At 45.2% G+C, this 13,358-nt stretch carries 17 protein-coding genes; 2 read left to right on the top strand and 15 right to left on the bottom strand.

The window, feature by feature from the left end; translation table 11 throughout:
- Positions 1–54 precede the first annotated feature (54 nt).
- The gene (locus C2755_RS07840) at positions 55–1,038 is read left to right on the top strand and encodes a tripartite tricarboxylate transporter substrate binding protein (RefSeq protein WP_215320660.1); all 984 of its coding nucleotides are present in this window, start codon (positions 55–57) and stop codon (positions 1,036–1,038) included.
- A gap of 11 nt (positions 1,039–1,049) precedes the next feature.
- Here C2755_RS07840 and C2755_RS07845 read toward each other — a convergent pair whose 3' ends face one another.
- A complete protein-coding gene (locus C2755_RS07845; protein WP_215320662.1) occupies positions 1,050–1,805 on the bottom strand; it encodes a 2OG-Fe dioxygenase family protein in 756 nt (251 codons plus the stop codon).
- A 27-nt stretch (positions 1,806–1,832) separates the two neighbouring features.
- Complete coding sequence (locus C2755_RS07850; RefSeq protein ID WP_215320664.1) at positions 1,833–3,134, bottom strand: TAXI family TRAP transporter solute-binding subunit; 1,302 nt, start codon at positions 3,132–3,134, stop codon at positions 1,833–1,835.
- Positions 3,135–3,248: 114 nt separating this feature from the next.
- On the opposite strand from C2755_RS07850, the gene C2755_RS07855 reads away from it, so the two are divergent.
- Positions 3,249–4,010: an SDR family oxidoreductase gene (locus C2755_RS07855; RefSeq protein WP_370623808.1), complete on the top strand. Its 762-nt coding sequence runs from the start codon at positions 3,249–3,251 to the stop codon at positions 4,008–4,010.
- Between the two features lie 4 nt (positions 4,011–4,014).
- Here the strand turns inward: C2755_RS07855 and ccmI are convergent, their stop codons facing one another.
- From ccmI to C2755_RS07920, 13 genes are all read right to left on the bottom strand, one after another.
- Complete coding sequence (gene ccmI / locus C2755_RS07860) at positions 4,015–5,205, bottom strand: c-type cytochrome biogenesis protein CcmI (RefSeq protein ID WP_215320669.1); 1,191 nt, start codon at positions 5,203–5,205, stop codon at positions 4,015–4,017.
- A gap of 5 nt (positions 5,206–5,210) precedes the next feature.
- A complete protein-coding gene (locus C2755_RS07865) occupies positions 5,211–5,681 on the bottom strand; it encodes a cytochrome c-type biogenesis protein (protein WP_215320671.1) in 471 nt (156 codons plus the stop codon).
- Positions 5,678–6,208, bottom strand: coding sequence for a DsbE family thiol:disulfide interchange protein (locus C2755_RS07870; protein WP_215320673.1), 531 nt, complete (start codon positions 6,206–6,208; stop codon positions 5,678–5,680). The genes C2755_RS07865 and C2755_RS07870 overlap by 4 nt, the downstream gene beginning before the upstream one ends.
- Positions 6,205–8,124: a heme lyase CcmF/NrfE family subunit gene (locus C2755_RS07875; RefSeq protein ID WP_215320675.1), complete on the bottom strand. Its 1,920-nt coding sequence runs from the start codon at positions 8,122–8,124 to the stop codon at positions 6,205–6,207. The genes C2755_RS07870 and C2755_RS07875 overlap by 4 nt, the downstream gene beginning before the upstream one ends.
- Positions 8,121–8,555 carry a cytochrome c maturation protein CcmE gene (gene ccmE / locus C2755_RS07880; protein ID WP_215320677.1) on the bottom strand — a complete coding sequence of 145 codons (435 nt, stop codon included), beginning with the start codon at positions 8,553–8,555 and terminating at the stop codon, positions 8,121–8,123. Before ccmE ends, C2755_RS07875 begins: the two co-directional genes overlap by 4 nt.
- Complete coding sequence (gene ccmD, locus C2755_RS07885) at positions 8,552–8,740, bottom strand: heme exporter protein CcmD (RefSeq protein ID WP_215320680.1); 189 nt, start codon at positions 8,738–8,740, stop codon at positions 8,552–8,554. The genes ccmE and ccmD overlap by 4 nt, the downstream gene beginning before the upstream one ends.
- Complete coding sequence (gene ccmC / locus C2755_RS07890) at positions 8,740–9,510, bottom strand: heme ABC transporter permease CcmC (RefSeq protein WP_215320682.1); 771 nt, start codon at positions 9,508–9,510, stop codon at positions 8,740–8,742. Before ccmC ends, ccmD begins: the two co-directional genes overlap by 1 nt.
- A complete protein-coding gene (gene ccmB, locus C2755_RS07895; RefSeq protein ID WP_215320684.1) occupies positions 9,507–10,172 on the bottom strand; it encodes a heme exporter protein CcmB in 666 nt (221 codons plus the stop codon). The genes ccmC and ccmB overlap by 4 nt, the downstream gene beginning before the upstream one ends.
- Complete coding sequence (gene ccmA, locus C2755_RS07900) at positions 10,169–10,816, bottom strand: cytochrome c biogenesis heme-transporting ATPase CcmA (protein WP_251368456.1); 648 nt, start codon at positions 10,814–10,816, stop codon at positions 10,169–10,171. Before ccmA ends, ccmB begins: the two co-directional genes overlap by 4 nt.
- A 192-nt stretch (positions 10,817–11,008) precedes the next feature.
- Positions 11,009–11,581, bottom strand: coding sequence for a YceI family protein (locus C2755_RS07905; protein WP_215320686.1), 573 nt, complete (start codon positions 11,579–11,581; stop codon positions 11,009–11,011).
- A gap of 70 nt (positions 11,582–11,651) precedes the next feature.
- Positions 11,652–12,239, bottom strand: a complete 588-nt coding sequence (locus C2755_RS07910) for a YceI family protein (RefSeq protein WP_215320687.1) — start codon at positions 12,237–12,239, stop codon at positions 11,652–11,654.
- Positions 12,229–12,777 (bottom strand): cytochrome b, encoded by a 549-nt coding sequence (locus C2755_RS07915; protein WP_215320689.1) that lies wholly within the window; start codon positions 12,775–12,777, stop codon positions 12,229–12,231. Before C2755_RS07915 ends, C2755_RS07910 begins: the two co-directional genes overlap by 11 nt.
- On the bottom strand, positions 12,777–13,331 hold the full coding sequence (locus C2755_RS07920) for a flavodoxin family protein (protein WP_215320691.1): 555 nt from the start codon (positions 13,329–13,331) through the stop codon (positions 12,777–12,779). Before C2755_RS07920 ends, C2755_RS07915 begins: the two co-directional genes overlap by 1 nt.
- Positions 13,332–13,358: the final 27 nt, after the last annotated feature.

The following is a 13,358-nucleotide window of genomic DNA, read 5'->3' on the forward strand; positions in this document are numbered from 1 at the left end:
CTCGCCCAGAACCAAATAGACCCGCTACACTACAGAAAACAAGATGGAGACAGCATGAATAGCAAATCTTTAATAGTTCGTTTATTGCAGATCGGGGCCGGCCTCATCATTGGCTCAGCAAGCCCCCTGGCATCAGCGGAAAACTACCCCTCAAAACCTATTAAAGCGATTGTTCCTTTTGCCCCTGGTAGCACAACCGATCAAATTGGACGTGCTTTTGCTGCAAAAATGTCTGAGTCATTAGGCCAGCCCGTAGTTGTTGAAAATCGCCCTGGCGCAAATGGCCTGATTGGCGCAGATTTTGTGGCCAAGGCCCCCGCAGACGGCTATACGATTCTGTTCGGAACCAATAGCACCAACGCCGCCCTGAAGAGCTTGGTCAAAAATTTACCCTATAACCAAGACACCGCCTTTACTCCCATTGGATTTTTTGGATCTGCTCCACTCATTATTGCCATCAATAATGATGTGCCCGCTAAATCACTGAATGGCTTTGTATCTCTAGCAAAAGCTAATCCAGGAAAAGTGACATTTGCTTATGCAAGCACATCACAGCGCGTTTCATCAGAAATGCTGGCAAGCTTTGCTGATATCAAAATGATTGGGGTCTCATACAAGAGCGGCCCCAATGCTATGACTGATTTAATTGGCGGTCAGGTGAATATGTTCACATCCGACTTTGGAGTTTCATTACCTCAGGTACAAGCAGGCAAAATCCGTGGCTTAGCTGTCACCTCCCTGAAGCGCTCGCCGGCTATTCCAGAGCTACCTACAGTAAATGAAGCATTGGGTATCAGAGGCTATGAACTTATCGCCTTCTTTGCGGCATTTGGTCCAGCGGGCATGCCGAAAGATGCCATCCTCAAACTCAATCAAGCCATCAACAGTGCAGCCAAATCAAAAGATCTAGTTGAGCGACTTTCAGCAAATGGTTTTGAAACTCAGCCAGGAACGCCTGAAGCCCTTGGTCAAAAAATCAAACTAGAAACTGCTAAGTGGGCCAAAGCGATTAAAGAAGCTGGCATGGAGCCAGAGTAAATCCAGTAGCCTTATTGCTGACTTCGATTTGGAGAGTCTTGAAAACCATTAGAGCGGTAAGTGAGAACTAAGGTATCTCGATACCCATATTTTCCTAATGGCTGAATTGGGGTTGATTCATGAATCATGCGCTGATCATTCATTAACAACAAAGACCAAGGTTGCGTGAGTGTAAAGCGCAATCCTGCAGAGCCAGAGGTATCAAATATTCTGGTCTCGCCACCCTTAATGCCTTCTCGATCTAACAAGAAGACTGCTACAAAATCAACGCCATCGCGATGGGCGCCTTCAGGTGTTGGGCGTCCGATGCCATCAGTAGTATCAATCCGAAATTGATGCGCTTCAACAAACCAAGTATTCACAGCCTTGAGGCCGTTGAGGATATGCGCAAGTCCCAGCAAGACGGATTGCCAAGCAGAACTACCTAACAACTCACCTTGAATGGGCTCAAACCAGCGCTCAATTCCACCATGTAACGCGTTGTAATCCAGCGATTGCCAGTGCGCACGATGTGGAACCATTGTGAGTTTATCGCCTTTAATCTCATAGCTGGCATGTCGACGAAAGCGATAGCGCCCACCATCTTTTAAATAAGGGTCGCGGGGCAAGTTTTCCCAATACTTCGTGAGATCTTGAAGCTTGGACAGATCTACATTACTAAATTCAGAGACCGTCTCAGCAGAAACCACAGCAAAGCCGTCATCACGCAACGCTTGATCGATCTGCTTGAGGGGGGTCAGCGTTGGCGCAAGGTCAGTCATTGTCATGGGTCTATTTTATGGCAGATGATGAAATTAGCTCACCAAACTCAAACGGTGACGCACTTCACCCACATGTCCTTTGAGGTCATATAACTCTTTCGCATCCAACATGGATACCTTGATATTTCCAACGCGCCTCTCGATATCTTCAAGGTCCTTAAAGTTCTTTTCTTTTAACGCTGGATTTTGGGCATTCTTCTCAATCACCTTGAGCTCTTCATATACCTGCGCCAACTTCAATCGCAATAAGAAATTTTTGGTAGTGGGGATATAGGTAAACAATGGAATCAAAATGACTAGCAATGGAATAACAATTTTGACAAAACGTCCTGCCCATACCGCAGTCCAAAACGGCAAGTGACGATGTAAGAATGAAGGGCCATCCTTTAGATAAATCTCCGCATCCGCATGCAATGGGAAATCCAATCCAGCGCTAGAGGGAAACTCGCCTACCTTTTGTAATCGAGAATAGGACTTCAAAATATCGTAAGAAGCACTCAGTAAGAGTGAGACCATAGCTGGACTTACATTGTCATGGGCTACCAAGGTGGCAGTAGCGGCCATCACCTGAATGTCTTGACGAGGTTGATCATGCTCAATACTCAATAAACCTCTGGGTACGGTGACCTTGGATAAATAGCTAAGATTTCTGGTGTATGCATCTGCCTGGTCAAAATCCATCAAGCGAATGCCAGGGATAGCGTAAAACTTTTTCAGGATGGGCGCCTCTGCAGCTGCCACAATAAATACTGCATCTAATTCGCCATTATTTAACTTAACGATTGCTTCATCAGGGTTTAATTTCTGCGCGCCAATTTCTTTATCTGTAATGCCGCTAGTCTGCAACAAATTCTGAGTGAGTGCTAAAGTGCCACTCCCATCATTACCAATAGAGACGCGCTTACCTTTTAGCTGACTTAAAATCTTGAGTTGGCCGCCATCATTTTTAAATGCGCCCTCACGATACCAAACCCAAATTGGCTCGTAAAACATTCCGGCTATCGAAACCAAATTTGGATATTCGGCAACATTAGCAACACCACCCTGCACCATTGCAAAATCAACCCCAGAATTAGGGTCATTCAAAAGAGCTAAGTTATCTAAAGTTCCGCCCGTGGATCGAATATTTAGATCAACACCCTCTTTGGCTATTTCTGTTTTAAGGCGTTCGCCAAAATGGTAATACAGGCCAGTAGGAAAACCTGTAGCCATCTCGATTGACTTTGGTGGTGGCGGGACTAAAACCCACAATACGCCAAAAAGGATGGTTAACAGGACAAAAAAGACTGCTGTTAGGGCCAAGGGGTTATAAATTTGTCTTTTGATGAAATTCATGGAAATCTCTTTGTTTTTTGCATTATGCCCCGAGCAAAGCAATAGGCAAAGGTTTCAAATCAAGCCTAATAAATCACGATAAGATGATACTTTTAAGCAGCCCCAAAGAACATGATGAATTCAGCAAAAACCAAGGTAGCCCTAGTCACCGGTGCAGGAACTGGTATTGGGCGGGCAGCTGCCAAAGCCCTCCTCAAGGGAGGCTATCAAGTGGTCCTTACTGGACGCAATCTAGATAAATTAGAAAAGGCTATTACTGATATTGGTGGTAATCAAAGTAACTGTATAGCGGTTGCTTGCGATGTCGGCAAACCCGATGAAGTCAAAAAGCTATTTACAGCACTTAGCAATAAATTTGGTCGCATTGATGTGCTCTTCAATAACGCTGGTATGGGAGCCCCTGCCATACCAATGGAGGACCTGAGTTATGAGCAATGGATGAATGTAGTGAATGCCAACCTCTGTGGTGCGTTCTTGTGTTCACAGGAAGCGATTCGTATGATGAAAGCGCAATCTCCACAAGGTGGCAGAATTATTAATAACGGTTCGATCTCTGCACATGCACCTCGTCCAATGTCAGCACCCTACACGGCAACTAAACATGCCATCAGCGGCTTAACCAAAACCATTGCATTAGATGGACGCCCTTTTAATATCGCATGCGGTCAAATCGATATCGGCAATGCCGCCACAGAAATGACTGAGCGTATGGCTGCTGGAATCATGCAGGCAGATCAATCCATTAAGGTAGAGCCACGTATGGATGTTAATCATGTTGGCGAGGCAGTGCTGCACATGGCTCAACTGCCACTAGAAAGTAATATTCTATCGATGACGATTATGGCAACCAATATGCCATTTGTGGGTAGAGGCTAAAACGTTACTGGCGAACTTGGTCGACTAGTAGGCGAACATTAGTTGTGCCGATTTTAATTGTCTGCACTGAAGAAATTAAATCCCCCACTTCCGGTTTTGCCATCCCAGTCTTAGAAATACGCGCCTCGATACTCGCCTCAGATAATTGAGAGAGAGGCGCACTGGGATTCATGGCTAATGAATCATTCAATATAAAGCTCATTGGAAAGTCAGTTGCAGGCACCTTCAAGACAGCAACAGGCATGCGCTCACCAGGTTTACGTGCAATTACCATCACAATGTCGCCAGGCTTAATCTTAGATTTCAGGTCAGCAGATAATTCGATCTTGCCGCCAATGCCTTTTCCGGTTGGAGCAACCGGCGCTGAAGTAGTCAGACCACCTTTAGAGCGCGCCTCAGCAATCGATCCCTGAATGGCACGCACCTCATCAGTATTGGGCGGAAGTTGTTGCGCAAGCTTCTCCCAGGACTGCACCGCTGCCTTGTAATTTTTAGCGTTATAAGATGCGGTTCCAGAAAGCCAAAGTGCCATCATGTTATTGGGGTCCAGCTTTAAGGCTTGATTAATCAACTGCGAAGGCTTCCCAACAAAACTCCCATTTGCATTGCTTGCCAATACATCTGCATAGTCGGCTAACAATTGCGGATCAGAATCAATAAAGCTACCAGCACGTGCGTATGCCTTGGCAGCATCCTCATCATGGCCCAAGATTCGATAGGAGCGAGCTAACATCGCCCAGCCTTTTAAGTTGCCAGGATCTTTTTCCATTTTGATGGCAAATTCAGCCACCATTTTTTCGATACCTTCCTGGGTGACTGGTTTTTCAGAATTGTTATGGGCTACTCGAACAACATCCCCCAAGGAGAAATACAGCGCCGAGGAGAGCAAAACAATAAAGATACACAGCCCAATTGCAGTCTTCTTTGAAGAGCCCGCAACCTCTCGGTCGTCTTCTTCAATGGTGTCTTGAAAAAGTCTCTGACGCATTTCTGCATGCGCAATTTCATAATCAGTAGAAGTAATTACGCCAGCTGTATGTTCGGCCTCTAATTTATCCAACTCTTCTCGGTATATGGTGGCATTCATCTGACGACGCGATGTCGCAGAGCTCTTTGCGGGGAAGATGAAGGGGCGCAGTAATAGCACTAACACCAGAACCAAGAGTAAAAAAGCAGGGATCAAAAAGCTAGTCACTTATTTCATCCCTCTTTCTTATCGATTGCATTTAAAAGTGCATCAATTTTTTGATTGTCAGTATCAGTCAGCGTGATATCAGGCAGACTACTATTTCTACGTCTTAAATAGATTAATAAACCAGCAATACCCAGACCCAAAATAACAAATGGGCCAATCCATAGCAACCAGGTCACTGGCTTCACTGGCGGGCGATACAGTACAAAATCGCCATAGCGCTCAACCATAAACGAGCGGATTTGATCATCGCTCTTACCTTCTTTGATCAATATCCGAATTTCACGACGCAAATCATTTGCTAAATCAGAACGTGAGCCAGCCAAAGACTCGTTCTGACAAACTAGGCAGCGCATTTCTTCTGAAATACTAATGAGGCGCTGCTCTGTTACAGGATCATCCGCGAGTGGTGCAGCATCTTTGGCAAACGCGTTGCCTAAACTAAATACGCAAACGGCGATTAATAAAATTCGCCTCATGATTTCTTTAACTCACTCAACATAGGATAAATTTTTTGATTCAATAAATCCACTGTTAATGGGCCAATGTGTTTAAAGCGAATCACTCCTGCCTTATCGATGATGTAAGTCTCAGGCACCCCATAGACACCATAATCAATACCAACACGTCCATTGCCATCAAAGGCGGAGAGTGTGTAAGGGTTACCTTGTTTTGCCAGCATCGCTACAGCATCTTCACGATTATCTTTGTAGTCCAAACCAATCACTGGCGCTATTTGGGACTTGGAAAGCTCAACCAACACCGGATGTTCTTCACGACAAGCTACACACCAGGATGCCCAAACATTCAGAATCCATACCTGACCCTTCATACTTGCCGGTGAAAATGTTTTATTAGCATCGGCTAATTGAGGCACTTCAAACGCAGGAGCGGCCTTATTAATTAAAGGCGATGGGACCTCATGTGGATCACGATTTAAGCCAATAGCCAAAAAGACTACCAAGCCTACAAACAAGATCAGGGGGATTAAAAATTTTGCTTTCATGCGAACTTGCTCTTTAACTTCAGTCGATAGCGCTTATCCGACATAGCCAACACGCCACCTAATGCCATCAACAGGCAACCACCCCAAATCCAATCCACAAAAGGCTTATAGTAAACACGTACTGCCCAGGATTGGTCATTCAGCTCCTCGCCTAGCGATACATAGATATCGCGGGTGAGCCCAGCATCAATCGCTGCCTCAGTCATCGGCATCGTCGATGAAAAGTAGCTTCTCTTTTCTGGATAAAGACTGATCTGTTCGCTGCCATTTTTAGATAGCAGGAATGTGCCACGTATTGCCTGGTAATTCGGACCGCGAGCAGCGCTAACACCCTGAAGCTGGATTTGATACCCGCCAACTCTTACTGTATCGCCAGCGGACATGCGCACATCTTTTTCTTCCTGATAAGCGCCGACCATTGTGACGCCAATAACAAAAACGGCAATACCTAGATGCGCTACTTGCATGCCAATAAAGGAACGGGTTGGTTTTCCTGCTTTAGCTTGGCGAGCGATTTGCATGCAGCCCGAAGCCATGACCCAAAAAGCTAACATGAAGCCCATGCCTGCAAGCCAAGTAAATTGCCCCATGATTAAGGGAATTCCAACGCCTGCAATCAGAGCAACTGCGCCTGCAATCCATAAACGCTTAATGATGCCAATTAAATTACTCTGCTTCCAGCTTGCCCATGGGCCGATACCCATCAATACCAGCAATGGCACCATGATGGGAACGAATACGCTATTGAAATAAGGAGGACCTACAGAAATCTTACCTAGATGCAAAGCATCAATCAGCAATGGATATAGGGTGCCTAGCAAAACAGATCCGGCAGAAACCACTAAAAAGACATTACCAAGCAAAATCAATGTTTCTCTGGAGCTCAAACTAAATTTGCCGCCCATCGAACTCTTAGGCGCACGCCATGCGTACAGTATCAGGGACGAACCAACTACGAGTGATAAGAAGATCAGAATAAAGATGCCGCGCCTTGGATCGGTTGCAAATGCATGAACTGAGGTCAGAACGCCTGAACGTACCAAGAAGGTTCCTAGTAGCGATAAAGAGAAGGCGGTAATCGCCAAGAGCACAGTCCAACTCTTAAAGCCACCGCGCTTTTCAGTAACTGCTAAAGAATGTAATAAGGCAGTACCCACGAGCCAAGGAATAAACGAAGCATTCTCAACAGGGTCCCAAAACCACCACCCGCCCCAACCCAGTTCGTAATAAGCCCACCATGAACCCAAAGCAATACCGAGGGTCAGGAAAACCCAGGCAGCGGTTGTCCAAGGACGTGACCAACGAGCCCAAGCTGCATCCAATCTTCCGGACAATAAGGAGGCAATCGCAAATGCAAAAGCCACTGAAAAACCGACGTAACCCATGTACAACATTGGCGGATGAAATACTAAGCCCGGATCTTGCAAGAGTGGATTTAATGAGCGGCCATCTTGAGCGGCTGGCAATAAACGCTCAAACGGATTTGAGGTTGTTAAAACAAACAGGAGTAAGCCACTAGTGACCAGCCCCAAAACACCAATTACTCGCGCCACCATAAAGTCATCTAATGCTTTAGAAAGCTGAGCAACCAAAATGGTCCAGGTAGCCAGCAAGAAAATCCACAACAAGAGCGATCCTTCATGTCCACCCCATACTGCGCCGAATCGATAAATCACCGGCAGCTGTGAATTAGAGTGCTCAGCAACATAAAGCACAGAAAAATCATTGGCGTAAAAACTCCAAGCCAAGATTCCAAAAGCAATCGCCAATAATAAGAAGACCGTTTGCGCAGCAGGTCTTGCCAGCACCAACCAGTCGCGTCGGCCATAGTGCGCGCCCAGCAAGGGCAAAACCCCTTGAATGAGAGCAATGCAAAGCGCCAGAACTAGTGCGTAATGCCCAAACTCAGGAATCATTTATTCGTTCCGTTTTTTTGAGCTTGCTCTAAGGCATGCTTGGCTTCAGGAGGCATGTAGTTCTCATCATGTTTAGCCAGTACTTCGCTAGCAATAAATTCACCATTGGCATTCATGCGACCTTGGATCACGGCACCTTTACCTTCTTTAAACAAATCAGGAAGGATGCCTGTATATGCTACTGGAATATCTTTCACCAGATCAGTAATCACAAAGTGCACGGTTAGACCATCGCGCTTTAAAGAGCCGTCTTTCACCATGCCACCAATTCGAAAAGCCTGGCTTTGAGGCGCCTTGCCTGCTGACACTTCACTTGGAGTGACATATAAAGCAATATTGCTATTAAGTGCATTCAAAATTAAGAGTGCAGCTACACCAATTACGATCAGCGCTGCAATAATCATTAATGCACGTTTATATCTAGGCTTCACTTACTAATCTCTTTATCAAACTGCTTGGCTAATTGCTCTTGCTTCAACCGACGTACGATTGCTCTAAAGCGAGCACGCACCATGAGGGGCTCCAATATCAATATCAGCACACAAACACCAAAACTACTCCACACATACAGTGCGTAGCCGCCCATGGCAAAAAACTCAGAAGGGCTATTCCACATCAGATTTTCACCTCAATTGATTGTCTCACCCAATCAGCATGGGCTTCACGTTCCAAAATGATTGCCCTCACTCGCATTAAGGTGACTGCAACGGTGTACATCCAAAGACATAAAGCCATCAACAACATACCCCAGAGCATAGTTTGTGCCATCGCCGGGGCTTTTGTGAGTGAAACGGAGGCACCTTGATGCAAGGTATTCCACCATTTCACCGAGAAATAAATGATCGGCACGTTTACAACGCCTACCAAAGCCAAAATTGCGCTCGCCTTATCGGCACGGCGAGGGTCATCAATAGAAGCTCGCAATGCAATAAAGCCCAAATACAGAAAAAGAAGAATTAATTCTGAAGTAAGCCGAGCATCCCAAACCCACCAGGCACCCCACATGGGCTTACCCCAAAATGCCCCGGTCCACAAAGATAAAAATGCCATCCAAGCACCTATAGGGGCAAGAGCCTGCGCCATCATGGCAGACAAACGCGTATTAAAGACCAGTCCCAGTCCTGCCCATGTGGCCATGACTAAATAAATAAACATCGACATCCAGGATGCGGGCACATGAATAAAAATGATGCGGTAGCCCTGCCCTTGCACAGCGTCTACCGGCGCAATAAAGAAACTAACCCACAGACCAGCAGTGCCAAATAGAAAAGCTAAGACCCAGAAAAATGGGATGAGCTTACCTGCCACCGGATAAAAAGTGCTGGGGCTAGATAACTTAAACCAGTTAACTAAGCGGTGATTAGAAAAAGTATTTATCGGATTCATTCAATTGCAATCTTTACAGCAGCACTACTTACCCAAGGAACAAATGCTAAAGCCAAAATCAATAACGCGCCCAGCAATGAAAAATGGCCTGAGGCATCCAAGCCCACACTATTGGCATATACGGCGCCAGCACCAAAAATAAGAACTGGGATATATAACGGCAGTATCAATAAACTTAATAACACGCTGCCACCTCTGACACCCAAGGTCAACGCTGCACCTATGGAGCCTAGCAAGGATAGCACTGGGGTACCTAATAATAGAGTTCCCATCAGTACATACAAAGAACTGGCATCCAGATCAAACTGAATGCCAATAATCGGGGCCAAGAGCACGAGTGGTAGTCCACTCACAATCCAATGGGCAATAATTTTTCCAGTTACTAACAAGACCATAGGCTGCGGCGACAAGGCAAGCTGCTCTAAAGCGCCGTCTTGGTAGTCTGCGGCAAACATGCGCTGCAACCCCAATAGTGTGGATAGCAGGGCTGCAACCCAAAGAACGCCTGGAGCAATCTTACGCAGCAAAGCAGAATCCGCACCAATACCCAATGGAAACAAACTAGTCACCACAACAAAAAAGAAGAGAGCCGTAAGTACCTCACTTTTGCGGCGCATGACCAAGAGCAAATCACGGCGAATGATTGCGAGCAGAGCATTCATAGATCTAGCGCCCTCACACGCGGAAGATCCACCGCTTGATGGCTAGTCAGCACGACTAAACCACCTTGCTCCACATGCTCCGCTATTAATCCTTGTAAATCTTGTACGGCATGAATATCAAGCGCATTAAATGGCTCATCTAAGATCCACAACTTGGCTTGACGTGTCAACATGCGAGCCATTAAGACCCGACGCTTTTGTCCAGCAGATAAAAAACTGACCGGCAAGCTCTCACGCCCACGCAAATCAAAACGCCAGAGCGCTGCTAGGGCCTTATCGTGTGGCAATTGAATATCATCAAGCACTGCATACAACTGCAGATTTTCCAATGCAGTGAGATCTTCTTTAAGAGCATCACGATGCCCCAGGAATAAAAGTTCACGATGATATGTAGAGGGATCTTTGGCGATTGACTGATGATTCCAAAGAACTTCTCCCACATCTGGTTTAGAGAGTCCCGTCAGGAGTCTCAGTAGGCTGGTTTTCCCAACCCCGTTCTCGCCGCGCACATGCAGGCACTCTCCAGCCGTTACCATGAGATTCAGATTCTGAAATAATTGTCGCTCCCCACGAATACAAGTCAGCCTACGAGCTTCGAGCATCAAATGCGGTGTATTGGAGGAGGAATGAGTATCGACTGTCATGAGGGCTTGGGGCTTGAATCAACCACCCATGGCATTGTCCAAGAGCCCCTAAGAGCTGTCAAACCAGCAAAAGTGGAGTTAAAGGAATAATCCCATTTAATTCAATTACTTATGTAATTATAAGCCGAGTCAACCAAGAAAAAAAACCACCCGTAGGTGGTTTTTCAGAGGACATCAGCCCAACAAAAGGAATTACTCCTTTTTAGAGCCCTCAATAGCAATCATGATGGTTACATCGTCACCTACGTTCGGCGCGTATTTACCCATATTGAATTCTGTGCGCTTAACTTTTGTTTCGGCATTGGCACCGCAATAATCAACGCCAGACATTGGATGTTTTTTGCACTCAAAATTAGTGATATTTAGAGTAACTGGCCTACTTACACCCTTCAATGTCAACACACCTTTTAAAGCCACGGGTTTGTCGCCCTTAAAAATCATATCGTTTGATTGAAAGCTAGCAGTAGGAAATTGAGTGGTAGATAAAAAGTCTTCGCTTTGAATATGGCTATTAAACAAAGTAGATCCTGTATCAACAGATTTCGTATCAATAGTGATATCTGCACTGCCTTTTTTCGCGGCTTGATCAATTGTTACAGTTCCAGCAACTGCATTAAAGCGGCTAGTCTGCTTAGAGAATCCTAAATGGTTATATTCAAACTGAGCAAAGGTATGGTTAGCATCAGTAGCATAAGTTACTGGCGCAGCAAAAGCAGAGCTAAGACCAATTGTTGCAAATAAAGCGATAAGTAATTTTGATTTCATGTAATTCTCCTGATTAAAAATTGAATAACTAAGTTAGTAAAAATGAGTTTAGATAAGTTAATTTGTAAAACTATTTTTGATTTAAGACTAAGTGAACATTGACTGGCACCTCATTGGCAACCGCGGAAGTATCTGCCCAATTTCCAGCACCTAAGCCAAAATCTAACCTCAGTACCTGAAAGCTGGCATCAAAGACCATCTGCTTGCCTTGCGGCTGATACTTGACAGAAATCAACAGTGGTACTGCTTTACCCTTAATGATTAGGGTTCCATGGGCATCCAAACTATTAGGGCCTGTGGACTTAACAGAGTCAGTAACATAGCTTGCAGTTGGGAAGAGCTTTGTACTAAACCAGTCTTTTCCTTTTGCTTCTTCTTGTAACTCTTCTCCACCAGCGTTAAAGCTAGAGATCTCAATGATGAGATTGGCCTTCGCTTTTTCTGGCTCGTCCGGGTTAAATACAACCTTCCCTGAAAATTTTCCAAAACTTCCAGAGATCTTTGAGCCCATCAATTTACTTGTAAAAGTAATTTTGCTTTTCGCGGCATCAATAGATGAATACTCCACCGCATAAGCTGAGCTTGCAGCGCCAATAAATAGCATAGCTAATAAAGCTTGTGCCAATATCTCAAAACGTAATGAGAATTTACTTTTCATGGGTAGAGCCTCCAAAGGTCATGCGACTTATTAAGCCATCTTTATCGATAAATTGATGCTTTAGTGCAGCCAAAATATGAAGCCCAACCAAAGCCATTAAGCCGTTAGCCAGAAACTCATGGATCTCTTTCAGCTGATGGCCAAGTGCCTTATCTTTATCTACCAAATCCGGCAATTCAAATAAGCCAAAGTAGTTGACGGTATAGCCCTTAGCGGAACTCATTAACCAGCCCACAATCGGAATCAGAAGCATTAGTAAGTACAGTGCAAGATGGGTTAGCTTCATTGCACGCTCTTGCCATGCTGGCATTGCGATGTTTAATGCAGGAGCAGGTTGAATTGCACGCCACAACAAACGTAGCACCACCAAAAAGAATATGGTGACACCAAGCCATTTGTGCCAGCTGATTCCTGTAATTCTGACTGGGCTTAATGGCATATCAGCCACAGCAATTGCAATTGACCATGTTGCAAATATCAAAAGCGCCATCACCCAATGTAAGATGATGGCAATTGAGGTGTATCTGACTTTATTCATTAGCCGCGCAACTGCTTGGTAATTTTTGCAATGCGCTCACCGTACAGCCTTGCAGTCTCTAAATCACCCGCATTCACTTCATCAGCACTTGCATCCGATGGTGTTTGCATCATTGCACCTGCAGATGAGCCTACGTAGTTAATGTCATCACGCTTAGCCGCTTTCGAATTCGAAGGCATCAATCCAGTACCAACCCAAAGGCCAGAATGCTGCATGGCCAAAGTAAAGAAGTAATGCAAGGTTGAATGCTTATCCCCATTCATCGTTGCTGAATTCGTAAAACCACCGAAGACTTTGTCTTTCCACTGCTGTGAAAACCATGGCTTAGAACTAGCATCAGCAAACTTCTTAAATTGCCAGCTAACCGAACCCATATAGGTTGGAGAGCCAAATACAATCGCGTCAGCATCATTAATTGTCGCCCATTGTTCATCAGTAATATTGCCCTCAGCGTCAATGGCAATCAATGTTCCATTAGCGCCTTTAGCAATAGCCTCAGCCTGCTTTACGGTGTGTCCATATCCACTATGAAATACGACAGCTACTTTAGTCATTACATTCTCCTTCAAATTTTCAACTTG

This window comes from Polynucleobacter sp. MWH-S4W17, assembly GCF_018687535.1.
Taxonomy (GTDB): domain Bacteria; phylum Pseudomonadota; class Gammaproteobacteria; order Burkholderiales; family Burkholderiaceae; genus Polynucleobacter.